A 17,447-nucleotide genomic window follows, 5' to 3' on the forward strand; every position below is an offset into this window, starting at 1 on the left:
AACCTTTAAATAGTAGCTGATTGCCCGCTTTGCAAGGTGGTTAACTTATAACCTTTTACTCTACGTTAGACAGCTGAGTTATTAGCAGGAGTTGCGTTTGTCTTTAGTTGTTTTTTTGCCTCTGGTCGCATGGTTTATATTGGGCTTTTTTGCGCCGACGATACTGACGAGTGTTGACTTACCGGTGCCAGAGAGTGTTATTGCCTCTTTGAGTTTGGTCCTCGTTGTTGCGGGGTTTTTCCGGCAATGGCAATGGTTTTACTGGTGCGCCTGGACAGCGGGATTTTATGCGGTTATTCAGTTGGGTTTGCAGCAGCCACTGAGCCAACAGCCTGTGACGGTTTTATATGAAGCGTTGCCGGTTTGGCTGTCGCTAACGGCTTTGCTGTTGGCGCTTATCAAGTTGCCGGTACTGTTTTCTATGAACGGCTTCCTGTTGTTTATTGCTGCCGGTCTTTCTCCTTTCTTACTGCTTATAGAACCATTTTCTGGCGCTGTGGGTCTGTTAAATCCTTCTAAAATGCTAAGCCTCGCTGGCGAATTTCCCGGTGTAGGCACGGCGCTATGGATGATGGCTATGGGAGGGGTATGGGCCACTACCTTGCTCTACAGACAAGCATCGGCGTTTCGCTGGAGTCAGTTAGTGGCTTGGTTAGCTTTGATGGTGTTTGTTATCGGCGTTAAGCAAACTGAAGCGTCAATGTGGGCTGTGCTGGTTGTTTCAGTTAGTTTCTTGCTGGCATTAGCCGACAGAATGCTAAAGCTGGCTTATATTGACGAGCTCACCGGATTACCGCAACGCCGAGCGCTCATGAGTGAGCTACGATATCTGCGCAAGCGAAGCGCCGTCTGTATGCTCGACGTCGATCATTTTAAGAAATTCAATGATCGCTACGGGCATGAGGTTGGCGACCAAGTACTTAGGCTGCTTGGCAGTATTTTAAAAAGTGTCAGCGGATTTAAAGCCTACCGATATGGAGGCGAAGAGTTCACTTTAGTATTTTCAAACAACAACGAAGAAAAGTTAAAAGACGTACTGGAAACGGTACGCTCAAAGGTGGCTAATTACCCGCTTGCTTTACGAGACCCTTCCCGACCTAAAAAGCCGCAAAAAGGTAAAGAAAAGCGTGGTAAACAAAGTGACAAAAAAACGGTGAAAGTCACCATCAGTTTAGGTGCGACGATAAAAGCGCCAGGGGATACGCCCGACAGTATTCTGAAGCGAGCGGATGAAAACCTGTATGCTGCCAAAAAGGCGGGGCGGAATCGGGTTATTCTCAAAAACTAAAGAAGTACTTGGCGATCTAAATTTAACGGAGTACGTTAAATTAAATACCATTAATTAATAAAAAGGGCGGACATGAGCTATATAAAAGACACTATCGAGACATTAAAGCAAACCAGCCCGGCGCAGTCGGAGTTTTATCAGGCGGTGGAAGATGTACTTGAATCGATAGAGCCTTTGTTAGAAGAGCGCCCTAAATATCGAGAACAAGCGATTATTGAGCGTCTGGTTGAGCCGGAAAGGCAAGTGATGTTTCGTGTACCCTGGGTGGACGATAGCGGTCAGATACAGGTCAATAAAGGGTACCGTATTGAGTTTAATTCGGCACTAGGCCCTTACAAAGGCGGTTTGCGTTTTCATCCAAGCGTTAATGCCGGAATTATAAAGTTTCTTGGTTTTGAACAAATATTTAAGAATGCGCTGACAGGCCTGCCTATTGGTGGAGGTAAAGGCGGTTCAAACTTCGACCCTAAAGGAAAATCAGACGCTGAAATCATGCGTTTTTGCCAGTCGTTCATGAGTGAACTGTATCGACACATTGGTCCAAATACGGATGTGCCTGCCGGTGATATCGGCGTTGGAACCCGCGAAATTGGCTATTTATTTGGACAGTATAAACGCCTGGCGAACCGATTCGACGGTGTCCTTACGGGTAAGAGTACGCTTTGGGGCGGATCTTTTGTGCGTAAAGAAGCCACCGGTTATGGAGCCGTTTATTTTGCCGAATGCATGCTGGACGATAAAGACGACTCATTAGAAGGGAAGCGTTGTCTGGTATCCGGTTCTGGCAATGTGGCTATTTACGCAATGGAAAAGCTCTATGAACTTGGTGCTACGCCCGTGACGTGCAGTGATTCAAGTGGCACTATTTATCATGAAAAAGGCATCGATCTGGACTTGGTAAAACGTATAAAAGAAGAGCAAAACGGGCGCTTAGAAGACTATTTAGAAACTCATAGTAACGCTGAGTACACACCAAGAGATGAATACCCTGAAGATGGGCATACTGTGTGGCGTTACAAAGCGGATATTGCATTTCCCTGCGCTACACAAAATGAACTGACCGAGAAAGACGCCCAATCGCTATTGGAGAACGGATGCAAATATGTGGTGGAAGGCGCCAATATGCCGTCAACACAAGCAGCTGTCGACTTGTTCATTGAAAGCAATACCGCTTACGGTCCGGGTAAAGCCGCGAATGCGGGAGGAGTTGCTACCAGTCAGCTGGAAATGATGCAAAATGCCAGTATGTTGCGCTGGTCGTTTGAAGAAGTGGATGAAAAGCTCAAAGGCATTATGCGTAATATTTTCAAAGACGCGAAACGTACGGCTGAAGAATTTGGTCATCCGTCAAACCTAGTATTGGGTGCCAACGTAGCCGGCTTCCGTAAAGTTGCTGACGCTATGATTGAACAAGGCGTGGTTTAATTCTCGCTCTTGGATGTTTCCGTCAGTAGCGAAAGAGCATCACTGTTCACGTTGACTGACTGAGCATTGAGAACGACAACACCCCGGCTACCGTCTAAATAAAAGCCAACAAAACTGCTAAAGCCGGCCGTTTGACCGTTGTGCCAAGCATATGGCTTACCATTACTGTCTTCACTGATCATCCAGCTTAAGGCTTGTTGGCAGCAGCCTTCGATAGTTTCCCGGGGGTGAGTAATGTTGATACAACCTTATTGTCGTTAGCGCTTTTTCCCATGACCGTTTGAATATAGCGAGCCATGTCATTGGGGGTTGAAACCACTGCGCCAGCGCCGGCCAGTGATTTGAAGTGCCAATGAGGCACCGCTTCACCGAGTACATTGTGTCCAGCAGCCAGGCTTTCGGGTTGATAGTCACTGTTTAATGCGACATAACTGTCGGTCATACCAAATGGCTCAAAAATTCGTGCGTGTAATAAGTCCGAAAATGATGTGTCAGAGTGCTTAGCTAAAGTTTCTGCAAGCACTCCATAACCAAAATTCGAATACTCGTAAGCTTTTTCGCCAACGGATGTGCTCGTTAGTGAAGACGCTAGCATGGAGTCATCAAAATGAGCGTAAGGGTCACTCTGATCAGCCTCGTCAAACAGATTAGCCGGTAAACGAGGCAGCCCACTATGGTGCACCGCTAACTCTTTTAAAGTGACCTCTGTCGGGGCCTTTGACCAAAACTCATTAATGGACGTATTCAGATCCAGGTTGTCGTTAGTTGCTGCCTCAGCTAATAAATACCCCACCATCGTCTTAGTGACAGAACCAATCTCATAAAGCGTATTGTCATCATGGTCACCATAGAATTGTTTCTCTATTTTGTCCGGCGTTATAACGACAACGCTGGCGCCGTGTTCGCCAAGCTCGGGCGCGTCAGCGTTAGCCTGTTCTGCTCCCGCCTCTAATTTCTTTAAGGTGAGTGGGAAATCTTTGCCTTGCGTAAAAGTACCGGCGTATCCGTCCTCAGTCAGTTCACCGGAGAAGCTGGCTTGCAGCATTGGTGACTTAAAGCTGAGCTCACTGTCATTGATAACAAGCTCAGTTAGAGGAATGCCATAGCTTTGCTGGGCAGGGCTATCAAGCGTGCCTATGTAACCATCGTGAACAACAGCGACATTAAGTCGAAGCGGAAGTGCGCTGTTCTCGCTAACTGTCAGGTTGCCAGTATAGGTCGCTTCATACTTTAAACGGGCTTTATCACTCTCAGTCAGCTTGTGCATGTCTAGGTTAAAAGACTTACCTTGTTTAAAGGTGCCTTCTAAAGTGCCTCCGTTTAATTGCCCTTCGTAACTGGCGTTTAAACTTTTGTCGGAAAAGCTGACTGTATTTCCTGTCATAGAAAACTCAGTCGGCTTATGTTCAAACATGCCTTGGTTAGGGCTGTCTAAAGTTAGCTGACCGTCTTTTATTAAAAGGCCTATGGTTAAGCTGACACCGTCTTGTATTTCTAACTCCCCACGCCACATACCGTTAAGTTCAGAGTCATACTGGCTAGCGTAAGAAGTTGGGTGGCAGAGAGCTGCCACCGCTATAAAACTACCTAACACCCATTGAGTCAGTGTTTTCATGATATATCCTCAAATATTATTGAGTCTCCATGGTTTGATGAAACTCCGCCAGATCCTCGACAACCGTTTGATTCGGCAAGTCTGCATAAGGCTCGTCTGCGAACTTCGTGCCGCGAAGCTGTACGGAAATGCGAGCGGCGTCTGGGTTCATTAGCGTATCTTTGTAGAAAGCTTTAGCGTCTGCCAGCGTTGTGCTTTCAACGGCTTTAATCAGCTGTTCCTTGCTATCAAAGTCATAACGTTCAAGCGCTAAGTCTGACAGTATTGGAGCGACTTCTTCACGCATATTCTTCGGTGTTTCTTTTAACGTGACCAACGCGCTTTGTTTTAATTGAGCGAACTCGTCTTCGGTCATTGCTTCAAGCTGCGCCCAGTATTCGTCTTTGAACTTGTCAAAGCGCGCCTGCATATCCGCCACGCTCTTAACCGGCGTTTGAATGTATAGACCAAAGCCTGCGTAATGATCAAGCGATGGGGCAAAAGCTCCCACTGCATAGGCCAGCTGCTCTTCGGTACGCAAGGTATCAAAAGCCGCCGTGCGGAAATGGTTTTGCAATACTACACCCGTAGCTTGAGCTTTGAAGCCAGGCTCAGGATGAATGTGCGCATCGACTAAGGCGACGTCGGCCACCTCAAGATCTTTGCGTAGTACAACGGCCTTGTTTGATTGAGGAGTCCAGAATTTGGCGGTCTCAAAGTTAGTGACTTCCCGGTTCTCAGGTAAGCTGGTTTTAACGCGATCAACCGCTTCAGTTAAATCGGACTTGTCGTAATTACCAAAAGCAAACACACGAATGGAATTATGACCCAACAGAGTGTCCATATAAGCTTCTAATTCGTCATTGCTAAGCGACTGAGCTGTGTTGATTAAGTCTGACTGCTCAAAACCACCTTCGCGAATTAGCTGCCTATAGGCATCGAAGCTTTGGTAAATAGGGAACTGCTGACCTTTATTCTTAAGCGCACGAACATAGCGATCAACGGCTTGTTTAAAGGCTTGTGGTTCAACCTCAAAACTTAAGCCTTCAATCGCACGCTCAAGCAACTGTGGCTGCTTGTCGGTAAAGCCTGACACGGTCAGTGTCATGCCGGTGGTGTCATTTAAGCTTAAATTCATGCCGGCAATATTGGCTTCGGTGTCCAGTGCACTAACGTTCATGTTGTACAAATCTTTCCACAAAGCGCCTAATACGTTGGCTTTAATATTCTGAAGCGACGCAGGGTTATTTATTTGAATAGTGAAAATGCCGCGTGGTTGGTCGCCGTATAACTGACTTGGGTACTGCCATACCTGCAGGCCCTCTTCTTCAATAACCACTTGAGGTTTCTCAAACGCATCGTTATTTTTAATCTCGAAGCTTTCCGGCAGAAGCGTGTTGACCTTAGGCAAATTAATGGCCATTTTTGGCTCTTGTTTCCAGCTCGCAATTTCCCCGGCGGTTATGTCTGTGACTTTGTACTTACCATCGTAGTAGTCAAGTTCGCTGTCATGCGGCTCGTCTTGGCTTATGTACCAAACTCTTAAACGTTCAGGGGTTAACTGCGACAACACTGAGCGAATGGCCTCAGGGTTAAACTCCTGGTACTCGTAAGGCGCACTAATTGCGTATTCAGCTGGGTAATTTTGCATGGCTTGCGCAAGATTAGACACATAGCTAAACTCATCACCTTTTTCCAGGAAGCGGAAACGGTTGTTTAGACTGGTTTTAATTTCATTGAAATACTTTTTGTCGACGCCTTCAGCACGGACTTTGTCGATGTATTGCATTATGAGAGCAACAATATCGTCACGCTGCTGCATGCCGCTGTCAGTCAGTTCAATGTCCAGACGCATAACGCCGTAGTTTCCGTAAAACGTCGGTTGCGCAGAAGCATTTAAATTCGAAATAAGCCCAGCTTCTTTGAGCTTCTGAGCTGGCGTGCCTGGCATCTCAGAACCTAACAAGTAGCTCACGTAACGGTTAGGTTTTACCTTAAATTGGTCTTGATTATTATTGATGATGAACTCGAGTTTGAGTTGCTTCACATCTTCATTTGGCACGTAGTGAATGCGCTTTTTACCAACATCATCAAAGTTGATTTGTGCGGTCACTTCCGGTTCTTCAATCTTGTCATCTTCAATGCTGGCAAAGTGTTTATGAGCCAGCGCTTCCATTTCATCAAGCGAGCGGTTGCTTATCATCGCCACTTTCATAATGTTTGACGAGTAAAAACGGTTATAAAAGTCGACAGTTTCCTGGTGCAGCTTACTGCCTTCTTTATCGCTTAAGCTTTCCAGGTTACCAATAAGGAAGCGGTTAGACGGGTGTGAACCAAGCAACAAACGACCGAGCTTAAATTGACCAAAAAAGTCCATCTCACGGCGCATCGACCATTCAGCGTTTACCGCATTACGCTCTTTATCCACATACTCAGGGTAGAGTTTTGGCGCTTTGAAGAAGTCAGAAAAGCGATCCAGACCCTCGTCGTAAGCCTCGTTATTCACCTTGAACATGTAGTTAGTAATGTCCAGCCAGGTGGACGCGTTTTGGCTGCCGCCATTATTGCTCATAAACTCGCTGTAGCCGTTGGTGTCCGGGTATTTTTCCGTACCCAAAAACAGCATATGTTCCAGGTAATGGGCCATGCCTTGTTGTGATTTAGGGTCTTGCAACAGACCGACACCAACACTTAAGGAAGCCGCTGACTTATCAACATCAGGGTCTGACACCAGCATAATTTCAATGTTGTTATCGAGTTTCAAAACGCGATAATCACGCTCATCGTTTGGGCTTTTAATAACTTTACCGGCGACAATACTTTGTGTATTCGGTGTTTCAGTAACGGTCTGGCCGCAGCCTGTTAGTAGCAGGGCAGAGCTAATAGCGCTCGCCAGGAGTAGCTTTTTCATATTGGAGTCTCCGTTTATTCATTAATGACTCAATGATACTTGGGCACTCCAGAGGCTTGAAGTTATTTTGTTAGTAATTTGTAACAGAGTGTTTAAGTGAGAAACCGGATGTGGCCAATAAAGCTTCTGGCGACCGGGCCGACACTGTCCGCGTCTTCGAAATTAAGGTAAATGGGCATAGTGCGAGTGGTGCCACGCTCAAGGTTTAATGTCACCAAGCTACCGTCGTCAATATGGGCTTTCACTGCCGACTCAGGCAGCCAGGCGAAGCCGAGATTTTTGCGAATCAGCTCAACGGACGTGGTTAAATGGCTGACCGTCCAACGCTGTTCAGAGCCCAGCCAGCCAATATCAGAGCTTTTCTCGATACCAGAGTCTCGTAGCACAATTTGACGGCTATTCTTTAAATCTTCGAGAGTGACAGACGCTTTTAATGCAAGTGCATGACCTTTGCCGCATACGGCAATGAAGGTAACGTCGCTTAGCGCTTCACTGAGTTCGTTATCGAGCATAAAAGGCGATAGCGAAACGGTTGCTAACCCTTTTCGTAAAAGCTCGTCGGCACCGGTTAAGATGGTTTCAATAACCTCTATGTGCACCAGCGGGAATTCTTCAGAAACTTTTTCTAGCGCCTCGTACAGCACTTCTTTCGGAAACGCCTCATCAACAGCAATGTTCAGTGTCGACTCCACGCCCTCTTTCAGATTCTGAGCGACATTTTCAAAGCGCTCAGCTTCCGACAATAAATAATTAATACGGCGTAGTAGGAGTTTGCCGGCCTGGGTTAACACCGTTTTGCGACCATCGACCTCAAACAAATTAACACCCAACTGCTCTTCCATTTTATTAACAGCATGATGAATGCTCGACTGGCTTTTGTGCACTTGCTGAGCCGCTTGCATAAAGCCGCCGTGGTCCGCTACTGCTTTAAACATGCGCCATTGTTCGAGAGTCGATTTTGCCATTAGTCCGTCTATTGCTATATGTGTTAGCTAGGATGATATTATGCTTTGAGTGAGTTGGATAGGCTTACCAACTATTGAGCCCTAGTTCCTAGTGCACCCAGCATAGGCCTCAGCGTAAGTCTGCCCAAAACAGCGAATAAAGCTATCAACGATACTTAAATTAGGCGGCCAAGGTACGTCGATAGGGTTTCCTTGTGCATCTCTGGGGTTAAATCCGGCAGGTTTTGGAACCATAGCCAGTTTCTCTCTTTGGGCTTTTAGTTCATCCAGATCAGATTCTAAAAACGCGATTGTTGCCTTAACGTAATGATTCCATCCGGAATGGTCTTGTTTGGCAGGTTTGGTCGATTTCTCCATTAACTTAATAGCGCGTTGATACTGTCCTACTTCAGCGCGAAGTTGCCCTTCGTGCCATACCAATGTTCTCATGGCGCCTTCCGAGACTTTGTTCTTACTGTAATAGAGGTGGATAAGATCCGCTGCTGGCTCCAGGCATTCACCATTTTTAACCAACGAAGGCCAGCCTTCTTCATAGTTTTGATCAAACTCCCTAGGGCTTAGCTCCAGCATTTTTTCTTTGTTATAACTGCACTTTGACTCTATTGGTGCGGCATTAGCAACGCTCAGAGAGTGCAGAGTAAGAGCTAAGAAGCAACCGAAGAGGAATGTGTTGTGTGTCATTATTTCTTTTATAGTAGAACGCATAATTTAATTTCCTTATCGAAAGGCGCTGACTACGTCTGCTTTGTTAGTCACTAAAACGTTTGGACTGTTTTTTATAACCGCTATTGCTGAAATTGTAGGCTGCTACTTACCTTACCCGTGGTTGAAAAAAGATGGAAGCGCATGGTTGGAAAGCCTAATGTGTTATTCGATTATCTATCCGTAAGAATATCACCTTTGTTGCTCTACCTTCCGTTTATTAACGGCACTTTTCTGTAAAATTTAGGATTCATCGGATGAATATTTAACTGGACAAAGTAATCATTTTTGATTACTTTTAAGGCATGACATCAAGGAGATGATGTGAAGCAAAGTGCATTCAGACGCTGGCTTGAAAAGCAGGGTGTTGAGGTTAGGCAGGGAACGAACCATTTAAAGTTATACTTTCAGGGGAAGCAAAGCGTTATGCCGCGACATCCTGGAAAAGAAATTGGGGAAGGTCTACGAAGTGCAATTATCAAACAGCTGGGCCTAAAGAAAAGACAGTAGCGGTTACAAAATGAGGTTGATGATGAATTACCCTGTAATTATTAAGCCTGATGGCAACACGTTTATGGTTCGCTTTGTGGATATCCCAGAGGCAATGACTTGTGCTGATACTTATGAAGAAGCCCTGGAAGAAGCGAGAGATGCTCTAATTACGGCGTTTGAGTTTTATTTTGAAGATCAGCGTCAAATCCCTATGCCGTCAGACGCAAATGGACGGGATGTTATTAGTGTACCAGCAAGCGTTTGGGCTAAGGTGTTGCTGCTAAACACGATGCTTAATGAACATATTAGTCAAGCTGAGTTAGCTCGGCGAATGGGCACTCGGAAACAAGAGATGCAACGCATTATTAATCTTGGTCACAACACAAAAATCGATAAGCTAAACAAAGCGCTTGAGGCAATGGGTAAGCACTTGAGTTTGTCTGTGGTTTAGTAGTAACCGTTTTTGGTTACTTTCTCAGATGTAACCGAATTTAATTACATCAAAATGACTTTCTGGATAATGAATTACACAGTCTTTGGGAAAAGAAGCCCCCTGATTCTTCCAGGGGGCTTAAAATTCTCATGCTAGCGCATTGTAACAAACTCTTCTGCGCTAGTCGGGTGCAGAGCTACGGTTGAGTCTAAGTCAGCTTTCGTAGCGCCCATTTTCAGTGCAGTGGCAAAGCCCTGTAAAATTTCATCCATGCCTTCGCCAATGCCGTGAATGCCCACCACTTTTTCTTCTTTGCCGTGGCAAACCAGTTTAAAGTAGCTGAGCGCCCGGTGTGGTGTCACTGCGTTGTACATAGCCGCAAATGACGACTTATACACACTAATGTTCTCTTCACCAAACTTCAGTTTGGCGTCTTCTTCGCTCAAGCCAACAGTACCAATGGTTGGGTGACTGAACACAACGGTAGGAATATTCTCGTAGTCCATGTGCGCGTTTGGCATGTTGTTAAACAGGCGTTCTGCTAACTGGCGACCTGCTTTAATCGCGACGGGTGTTAGCGCTGCTGCGCCAGTGTTATCACCGACTGCATAAATGCCTTGCACATTGGTGTTCTGGAATTTGTCGACTTGAATGAAGCCGTCTTTGTCGAGCTCAACACCGGTGCACTCCAGGTTGATGTTGTCAGTAGAAGGAACGCGGCCAATGGCCCATACCAGGCAATCCACGCCTTCCATTGTTTTGCCGTTTTCAAAGTGGAGGGTCAGCGTCCCGTCGTCCTGTTTTACGACTTCACGCACCGTTGTTTCGGTATGAAGTTCAGGGCCGTCCTGCTTCATTCGTTCAAGCAAGCCATCAGTAATGTCTTTGTCAAATGTGCGCAGCGGGCGGTCGCGGCGTACGAGCAAATGTGTGTCCGTACCCAGAGCGTGGAAAACACCCGCAATTTCAACGGCGATATAACCAGCGCCTACAACCGCAGCTTTCTTCGGTTGTTCGGTTAACGCAAAAAAGCCGTCAGAATCGATGCCATGCTCAGCACCCGGGATTTCAGGTATCATCGGGCGGCCGCCGGTCGCAATGGTAATATGTTCGGCAGTAATTTTTTCGCCATTCACTTCAACCGTTTGGTGGTCAACGAATTTGGCAAAGCCTTCTATGAACTCAACACCATTGCTCTGGAAACCACGATGATAGCCTCCGTGAATACGCTCAATGTAGGCTTCCCGGTTTTTCACCATAGTTGCCCAGTCAAAACCCTTTTGTTCCAGGTTAAAACCATAAGAAGGTGAGTACTTAACGGCTTCGGCAATATGAGCGCCATACCACATGACTTTCTTAGGCACGCAGCCCACGTTTACGCAGGTGCCGCCAACGAACTTTGCTTCAATAACGGCGGCTTTTGCACCACGAATGGCGGCACGGTTGGCTGACGCAATACCGCCACTGCCGGCACCTATCGCCAGATAGTCATAATGTTTGCTCATACTGCTTAACTCCTGTGCTTAATTCAAAAACTGCGCATATCTTGAATAAAAACCCCGTATCTTGCAAATAAAGACACGGGGTTGTCATGTTGTTTATACCGATAGCAGTAATCGAAAGATCAGTTTATAACACCGCTCTTAGCGACCACCTGCCGGCAAATTCTCTTTCACGAACTCGGTCATCATGGTGCGCAGGTGTAAGGTGGTGCCTTCACCTTCATAAATACCATGAGAGCGGTTCGGGTAGGCGAAAAACTCAAATTGCTTACCGTGCTTAATCAGCTCGTTAACTAAGCGCTCACTGCCCTGGAAGTGAACGTTGTCGTCACCAGTACCATGCACTAACAATAAGTCACCTTCTAGATTCTCCGCGTGTGTAATCGCCGAGGTTTCTTTGTAACGCTCCGCTGACTCAGGCAATAACCCAGAGTATCGCTCCTGATAAATGGTGTCGTACAAGGTTAAGTCGGGCACCGGTGCCAGCGCCATACCCATGTCGTAGGCGTCCGGGTAACGGAACAGCGCATTCAGGGTTTGTGAACCACCACCGCTGTGCCCCCAGATACCAACGCGACTTTCATCAATAAAGTCCCAGCGCTCCAGCATCTGTTGCAGCGCGTCGTACTGGTCGCGTACAGTGACAACACCGAGGTTTTTATAGATAGAACGGCGCCAGTCAAAGCCGCGTGGTGACTTGGTGCCCCGGTTATCAATGGAGGCAACAATATAGCCCTGTTGTGTCAGCATGGTGTGCCACAAATACAACGAACCACCCCATTTATTGGCCACAGTCTGCCCCCATGGTTCGCCGTAAACGTAGAACAAAATAGGATATTCTTTGCTCGGGTCAAAGTCGGTCGGCTTCATGATGTAGCCATCCAGTTCAAGTCCATCACGTGCTTCAACACGGAAAAACTCAACTGGCTGTTTCTCGACGTTTTCGACCGCTTTTTGTACGTCATTGTTATCAACGACCGTACGGATAACCTTATGGTCCGGTAGAGAGATCATCTTAGTGACCGGTACCTGATTGACCGCACTAAAGGTATGTTCTGCGTATTTGGCGTCTTGCGAAATACTGTAGCTGTGCGTCCCGTCCATGTCTGGCGTCAGACGCTCTAAGCGACCACTGCCGTCTAAGCTGGCGCGGAACAAATAACGCTCTAACGGCGTTTCAGGTGATGCGATAAAGTACACCCAGCCGTCAGCTTCGTTAACACGCAAAACATCGACAACGTCCCAGTTGCCGCGGGTAATAGCGCTAATGCGACCACTGTCACGGTAAACTCGGTAAATATGACGATAGCCACTGCGCTCACTTAGCCAGGTAAATTCTTGCCCGTCATTCAGAAAGTGAATGTCGTCGACGTACTCGGCCCACGAGTCAGTACTTTCACGCAATAATTCCTGTGCATCGCCTGAATCTATGTCGGTAATGAAAGCCCGGTTAATGTGTTGTTTGCGAGTAAGCTGCTGTATAAGCAGTTGCTCACTATTACCGGCCCATTGCATGCGTACCAAATAGTGCTGGCGCGGGTCACCGGGAATATCCATCCACTGTGTTGTACCACCACTGGCCGGCATGACACCAATACGCATAGCGGCGTTGGTTTCACCGACTTTCGGGTAAGGAAACTCTTTAAGCGTAGGGTACAGTTCGTCGGTGTTATTGATCATGGTAAACACTGGCGTGCCTTCGGTATCGAGCTGCCAATAGGCAATGTGCTGCCCGTCCGGGCTCCAGCGGAAACCGTCACGCAGGAAGAATTCTTCCTCATTCACCCAGTCGAAAGTGCCATTCACGATGGTGTCGTTGCCATCGTTTGTCAGTGCTGTAATGCGGAAGCTGTGTAAGTCCTGTACGTAGATGTTGTTCTGCATCACATAAGCGACTTTGGTGCCCTGCGGGTTAAACTTGGCAAACTGCAGCGTCGACTCTGGTGCGCTACCGCCGAGCTTTCTCAGTTCATTGTTGTCGCGGTTTAATACCCAGTAATCGCCCAGCGTATGGGTGCGCCATGAGCGCTTGGTATTGGTAAAAATAAGCACTTTATTGCCATCGTCAGACCAGACGTAATCGGCTATATCCAGTGCTTTATCTTTGCCCTTTGGTGTCAGTTGCTCAGCGCTGACTAACACGGTGCGTTCGTTAGTCTCCGGATGGTAACGCACAATATCGCGACCGTCGGCTGAGTCAGATTTTTCCAGAGTGGTATAGCCTGAGCCGTCTTCCAGCCAGCGTGTCGGCGCGGGGCGCTCAACGTTAAAGGTGTCGCTGGCAAAGATTTTTTCATGTGTTAACTGATGACTACCGACAACGTCTGTTTGCGCGGTGTCGTCGGATGCTTGTTCGCTGTCGAAGCTACTACAAGCACTTAGCGCCATAAAAGCCGCCGCACCAGCGACTAGGCGTAATGTTCGAAAAGAGGTGTCAGACATGACATTTACCTTTATTCTGAATAATTAACAACGGAATAATACCGTAAATACGAGAAGAAACCATGGGACTCGCTTGAAGACTAGCGGAAAGTCCCAATATCTACCGTAAGCATTTTGAAAAAATTGAGGTAATAATGAGCCAGAACCCCTTACTTGAACAGGGTCAGCTTCCTGACTTTGAAAGCATTAAGCCAGAGCATGTAAAACCTGCGGTAGAACAATGTATTAATGATGCGCGACAAACGATTGACGACGTGCTGGCGCGAGAAGACTTCAGCTGGAACGGCTTAATTGAACCGTTAACCGACGCCGATGAAAAGTTAGAGCACGTGTGGGCGCCGGTGTCGCATTTAAACTCGGTGGTCAGCACGCCTGAGTTGCGTGAAGCCCATGACAGCTGCCTGCCGTTGTTGTCTGACTATGCAACTTATGTGGGTCAGCACAAAGGCCTGTTTGATGCCTATGAAACGCTGCGTAACAGTGATGAATTTGCCGAACTGACCGAAGCTCAGCAGAAGCTCATTAACGATACCTTGCGTGATTTTCGTTTGTCGGGTGTCGATTTACCTGCGGACAAAAAGAAACGCTACGCTGAAATTTCGTCTCGCCTATCTGACTTGTCGTCGACGTTCAGCAACAACTTGCTGGATGCGACTCACGCCTGGACTTGCTTAATTACGGACGAAAGTCGCTTAGCCGGACTGCCTGAAAGCATTAAAGAAGCGGCGAAAGAAACAGCGGCTGATCAGGAAAAAGAAGGTTGGTTATTTACTCTGGATATTCCGAGCTACCTACCGGTGATGCTGTATGCCGAAGACAGAGAACTTCGCAAAGACATGTATCAGGCCTTTGTGACGCGGGCTTCTGAAACTGGCCCTAACGGCGGTAAGTTCGATAACTCTACGGTTATGGATGAGACCCTGGCTTTGCGTCATGAAATGGCAAAGTTGCTTGGCTTTAATGACTTCGCCGAAATGTCATTAGCGACGAAAATGGCAGAATCACCAGAGCAAGTGCTGGGCTTTGTAAAAGATTTAGCCGACAAATCTATGCTGCAGGCAAAAGAAGAATACGCTGAGGTGGAAGCTTTTGCCAAAGAGCAGGGCGTCGACAAAATGGAAGCCTGGGACGTGCCGTATTTCAGTGAGCAACTGAAGCAACAGCGTTATTCCATTTCCGATGAGTTACTGCGTCCGTACTTCCCCGAGCAGCAGGTATTAAACGGCTTATTTGAAGTGGTTAAGCGTTTATTCGGCATGACGGTGAGTGAACAAAAAGACGTGAAAACCTGGCATGAGAATGTGCGGTTTTTCCGCATTCACGACGCCGACGGTCACTTGCGTGGCAGCTTTTATTTAGACCTGTATGCCCGCCAGGGTAAACGCGGCGGCGCCTGGATGGCAGACTTTGTTGGGCGGCGGGTTCATGCCAATGGCGAGCTACAAAACCCGGTGGCGTTTTTAACCTGTAACTTCAGCAAACCTGTGGGCGGTAAGCCTGCGCTCTTTACTCATGACGAAGTACTGACGTTATTCCATGAGTTTGGCCATGGTCTGCACCATATGCTGACGCAGGTCGATACGGCAGGGCTTTCTGGTATTAACGGTGTTGAGTGGGACGCAGTAGAGCTGCCAAGCCAGTTTTTAGAAAACTGGTGTTGGGAACCTGAAGCGTTAGCGCTTATTTCTGGCCACTATGAAACCGGTGAACCATTACCGCAAGAATTACTGGATAAAATGCTGGCGGCGCGTAATTACCAGTCGGCCATGCAAATGATGCGTCAGTTAGAGTTTTCGCTGTTTGATATGCGCATTCACCACGAGTTTGATGAAAGCAAAGGCGCACGAATCAGCGAGATTTTGAGTGAAGTTCGCGAGCAGACCTCTGTACGTATTCCGCCGGAGTACAATCGCTTTCAGCACAGCTTTGGTCACATTTTTGCCGGCGGTTATGCTGCGGGTTACTACAGTTACAAATGGGCAGAAGTGTTGTCGTCGGACGCGTTCGCACGCTTTGAAGAAGAAGGCATTTTCAGTGCCTCCACCGGACGCGACTTCCTGCAAGTGATTTTGGAGCGCGGTGGCAGCCGTAAAGCCGCTGACTTATTTCAGGAATTCCGTGGTCGAGAGCCCAGCGTGGAACCGCTGTTACGTCATAGTGGCATCAAGGCTACCTAACTATTGGGGCGCTGAGGCTATGAGAGTTCTTCATGAGGACGCCGTAGCCTGACGTTATTTACGTCAGGTGCGGTATGGCCACTTGTGCCAATGCTCAATAATTGAGACTTTCTTTAAAGCCCATAGATCTCACCTGATGCAATAGCATCAGGCTACGCCCCTAATGTTATGCAGCGGATGCCATGACCAGATTTACAATGCCAACCAGACCTAAAACAAATAGAATGGTCAAAACAACGCCAATGATGATATAGGCTTTGGGGTTTCCATGTTGAAAGTCGCGATGCCGATTTTTCTCGGTTTGCACACCCAGAAACGCCGCCAGTACGCTGACAACCATGCTAATAAAACCGGGTTTTTGTTGGGTGTTTTCCTGCTGTTCAGACATGAATATACGTCTTAACGGGAGTAGTTGTTTTTGTAACGTTCTTTTTGAGTATCGCTAGAGCTTGAAAAAAGCTCTATCAAGTCGAAGAAGTGGAACTGCACTGAACGACTGTGGCCTTTTAGCCAGTCACCCCAGGTGACTTCCTCTGCGGCCAGTTCACATTCTTTTTTCAACTGATTATTTTCACTGCCGGCAAGGAGTTGTTGGCATTGTTGAGTGGCATTTTGCTGGGCAAACAGAGTGCTAGGCGTTACCGCTGCAACTGAGGCAAGAGCCATCAGTGTCAGTGATAGAGTAACTATAGATAAGCGCATAACATCTCCCAAAAGCATTAGACTGAACAATTTATCAGCGATTTTGTAAAAATTCTAGTCATCGATACGAATTTTTTTGTCTTCGGTTAGCTGCTACAATAGCCGCCACTTTTGACACCTTGGGATAAATAACGATGAAGCCTTTAATTGCCCCTTCTATTCTGTCCGCAGATTTTGCGCGTTTAGGTGAAGAAGTTGAGTCCGTATTAAATGCTGGCGCCGATGTTGTCCACTTCGATGTAATGGACAATCATTATGTGCCGAATCTGACCATTGGTCCGATGGTGTGCAAGGCATTGCGGGACTATGGCATTGAAGCGCCTATCGACGTGCACCTAATGGTAAAGCCGGTGGATAGAATCATCCCCGACTTTGCGAAGGCCGGCGCTTCTATCATCACTTTTCATCCGGAAGCGTCTGAGCATGTTGATCGCACATTGCAGATAATCCATGAGCATGGCTGTCAAGCGGGTTTAGTTTTGAATCCGGCGACTCCCTTACACTATTTAGATCATGTTATGGACAAGCTTGATGTGATTTTGCTGATGTCGGTAAACCCAGGTTTCGGTGGTCAGTCGTTTATTCCATCAACGTTAGATAAGCTCAAAGCGGTGCGCAAGCGAATTAATGACAGTGGTCGTGATATTCGTTTAGAAGTGGACGGCGGTGTCAAAGTTTCAAATATTGGTGAAATAGCAGAAGCGGGCGCAGATATGTTTGTGGCAGGTTCGGCTATTTTTAATGCGGATGATTATGCCAGTGTCATACAGACCATGCGTGATGAAATTGCTGCAGTAACAGGCTCGTAGAGGAA

The 17,447-nt window shown here is 47.2% G+C and carries 15 protein-coding genes and 1 pseudogene; 7 read left to right on the forward strand and 9 right to left on the reverse strand.

Going from position 1 to position 17,447, the window contains the following annotated elements; genetic code table 11:
* Positions 1–97: 97 nt before the first annotated feature.
* Together CEW91_RS01390 and gdhA are read left to right on the forward strand one after the other, a co-directional pair.
* A complete protein-coding gene (locus CEW91_RS01390; RefSeq protein WP_088767346.1) occupies positions 98–1,288 on the forward strand; it encodes a GGDEF domain-containing protein in 1,191 nt (396 codons plus the stop codon).
* A 72-nt stretch (positions 1,289–1,360) separates the two neighbouring features.
* Positions 1,361–2,713 carry an NADP-specific glutamate dehydrogenase gene (gene gdhA / locus CEW91_RS01395; protein ID WP_088767347.1) on the forward strand — a complete coding sequence of 451 codons (1,353 nt, stop codon included), beginning with the start codon at positions 1,361–1,363 and terminating at the stop codon, positions 2,711–2,713.
* Here gdhA and CEW91_RS01400 read toward each other — a convergent pair.
* The 5 genes from CEW91_RS01400 to CEW91_RS01420 form a co-directional block, all read right to left on the reverse strand.
* On the reverse strand, positions 2,710–2,895 hold the full coding sequence (locus CEW91_RS01400; RefSeq protein WP_088767348.1) for a hypothetical protein: 186 nt from the start codon (positions 2,893–2,895) through the stop codon (positions 2,710–2,712). The two genes, gdhA and CEW91_RS01400, sit on opposite strands and share 4 nt — an antisense overlap.
* A 5-nt stretch (positions 2,896–2,900) precedes the next feature.
* On the reverse strand, positions 2,901–4,328 hold the full coding sequence (locus tag CEW91_RS01405) for a serine hydrolase domain-containing protein (protein WP_088767349.1): 1,428 nt from the start codon (positions 4,326–4,328) through the stop codon (positions 2,901–2,903).
* 16 nt (positions 4,329–4,344) lie between these two features.
* A complete protein-coding gene (locus tag CEW91_RS01410) occupies positions 4,345–7,218 on the reverse strand; it encodes an insulinase family protein (protein ID WP_088767350.1) in 2,874 nt (957 codons plus the stop codon).
* Positions 7,219–7,310: 92 nt separating this feature from the next.
* Positions 7,311–8,183 (reverse strand): LysR family transcriptional regulator, encoded by an 873-nt coding sequence (locus tag CEW91_RS01415; RefSeq protein WP_088767351.1) that lies wholly within the window; start codon positions 8,181–8,183, stop codon positions 7,311–7,313.
* Positions 8,184–8,264: 81 nt separating this feature from the next.
* Positions 8,265–8,888: a hypothetical protein gene (locus tag CEW91_RS01420; protein ID WP_088767352.1), complete on the reverse strand. Its 624-nt coding sequence runs from the start codon at positions 8,886–8,888 to the stop codon at positions 8,265–8,267.
* 25 nt (positions 8,889–8,913) lie between these two features.
* On the opposite strand from CEW91_RS01420, the pseudogene CEW91_RS01425 reads away from it, so the two are divergent.
* From CEW91_RS01425 to CEW91_RS01435, 3 genes and pseudogenes are all read left to right on the forward strand, one after another.
* Positions 8,914–9,036 (forward strand): annotated as a pseudogene (locus tag CEW91_RS01425) (YnfA family protein); the annotation flags it as partial.
* A 173-nt stretch (positions 9,037–9,209) separates the two neighbouring features.
* Positions 9,210–9,395, forward strand: a complete 186-nt coding sequence (locus CEW91_RS12485) for a type II toxin-antitoxin system HicA family toxin (protein ID WP_088767353.1) — start codon at positions 9,210–9,212, stop codon at positions 9,393–9,395.
* A 19-nt stretch (positions 9,396–9,414) separates the two neighbouring features.
* The gene (locus CEW91_RS01435; RefSeq protein ID WP_269766168.1) at positions 9,415–9,828 is read left to right on the forward strand and encodes a type II toxin-antitoxin system HicB family antitoxin; all 414 of its coding nucleotides are present in this window, start codon (positions 9,415–9,417) and stop codon (positions 9,826–9,828) included.
* Between the two features lie 134 nt (positions 9,829–9,962).
* Here the strand turns inward: CEW91_RS01435 and gorA are convergent, their stop codons facing one another.
* Both gorA and CEW91_RS01445 read right to left on the reverse strand, forming a co-directional pair.
* A complete protein-coding gene (gene gorA, locus CEW91_RS01440) occupies positions 9,963–11,315 on the reverse strand; it encodes a glutathione-disulfide reductase (RefSeq protein ID WP_088767355.1) in 1,353 nt (450 codons plus the stop codon).
* 138 nt (positions 11,316–11,453) lie between these two features.
* Complete coding sequence (locus tag CEW91_RS01445; RefSeq protein WP_088767356.1) at positions 11,454–13,754, reverse strand: S9 family peptidase; 2,301 nt, start codon at positions 13,752–13,754, stop codon at positions 11,454–11,456.
* Positions 13,755–13,888: 134 nt separating this feature from the next.
* On the opposite strand from CEW91_RS01445, the gene prlC reads away from it, so the two are divergent.
* A complete protein-coding gene (gene prlC, locus CEW91_RS01450; RefSeq protein WP_088767357.1) occupies positions 13,889–15,931 on the forward strand; it encodes an oligopeptidase A in 2,043 nt (680 codons plus the stop codon).
* Positions 15,932–16,097: 166 nt separating this feature from the next.
* Here the strand turns inward: prlC and CEW91_RS01455 are convergent, their stop codons facing one another.
* Both CEW91_RS01455 and CEW91_RS01460 read right to left on the reverse strand, forming a co-directional pair.
* Positions 16,098–16,319, reverse strand: coding sequence for a DUF2970 domain-containing protein (locus tag CEW91_RS01455; RefSeq protein WP_088767358.1), 222 nt, complete (start codon positions 16,317–16,319; stop codon positions 16,098–16,100).
* A gap of 11 nt (positions 16,320–16,330) precedes the next feature.
* A complete protein-coding gene (locus tag CEW91_RS01460; RefSeq protein WP_088767359.1) occupies positions 16,331–16,633 on the reverse strand; it encodes a hypothetical protein in 303 nt (100 codons plus the stop codon).
* A 134-nt stretch (positions 16,634–16,767) separates the two neighbouring features.
* On the opposite strand from CEW91_RS01460, the gene rpe reads away from it, so the two are divergent.
* On the forward strand, positions 16,768–17,442 hold the full coding sequence (gene rpe / locus CEW91_RS01465) for a ribulose-phosphate 3-epimerase (RefSeq protein WP_088767360.1): 675 nt from the start codon (positions 16,768–16,770) through the stop codon (positions 17,440–17,442).
* Positions 17,443–17,447: the final 5 nt, after the last annotated feature.

The sequence above is a fragment of the Idiomarina piscisalsi genome (assembly GCF_002211765.1).
In the GTDB taxonomy this organism is placed as follows: Bacteria; Pseudomonadota; Gammaproteobacteria; order Enterobacterales; family Alteromonadaceae; genus Idiomarina; species Idiomarina piscisalsi_A.

Coding starts and splice junctions, on each gene's coding strand:
- gdhA (WP_088767347.1), top strand. CDS start 1,361: ATGAGCTATATAAAAGACACTATCGAGACATTAAAGCAAACCAGCCCG.
- CEW91_RS01400 (WP_088767348.1), bottom strand. CDS start 2,895: ATGATCAGTGAAGACAGTAATGGTAAGCCATATGCTTGGCACAACGGT.
- CEW91_RS01405 (WP_088767349.1), bottom strand. CDS start 4,328: ATGAAAACACTGACTCAATGGGTGTTAGGTAGTTTTATAGCGGTGGCA.
- CEW91_RS01410 (WP_088767350.1), bottom strand. CDS start 7,218: ATGAAAAAGCTACTCCTGGCGAGCGCTATTAGCTCTGCCCTGCTACTA.
- CEW91_RS01415 (WP_088767351.1), bottom strand. CDS start 8,183: ATGGCAAAATCGACTCTCGAACAATGGCGCATGTTTAAAGCAGTAGCG.
- CEW91_RS01420 (WP_088767352.1), bottom strand. CDS start 8,888: ATGCGTTCTACTATAAAAGAAATAATGACACACAACACATTCCTCTTC.
- CEW91_RS01435 (WP_269766168.1), top strand. CDS start 9,415: ATGATGAATTACCCTGTAATTATTAAGCCTGATGGCAACACGTTTATG.
- gorA (WP_088767355.1), bottom strand. CDS start 11,315: ATGAGCAAACATTATGACTATCTGGCGATAGGTGCCGGCAGTGGCGGT.
- CEW91_RS01445 (WP_088767356.1), bottom strand. CDS start 13,754: ATGTCTGACACCTCTTTTCGAACATTACGCCTAGTCGCTGGTGCGGCG.
- prlC (WP_088767357.1), top strand. CDS start 13,889: ATGAGCCAGAACCCCTTACTTGAACAGGGTCAGCTTCCTGACTTTGAA.
- CEW91_RS01455 (WP_088767358.1), bottom strand. CDS start 16,319: ATGTCTGAACAGCAGGAAAACACCCAACAAAAACCCGGTTTTATTAGC.
- CEW91_RS01460 (WP_088767359.1), bottom strand. CDS start 16,633: ATGCGCTTATCTATAGTTACTCTATCACTGACACTGATGGCTCTTGCC.
- rpe (WP_088767360.1), top strand. CDS start 16,768: ATGAAGCCTTTAATTGCCCCTTCTATTCTGTCCGCAGATTTTGCGCGT.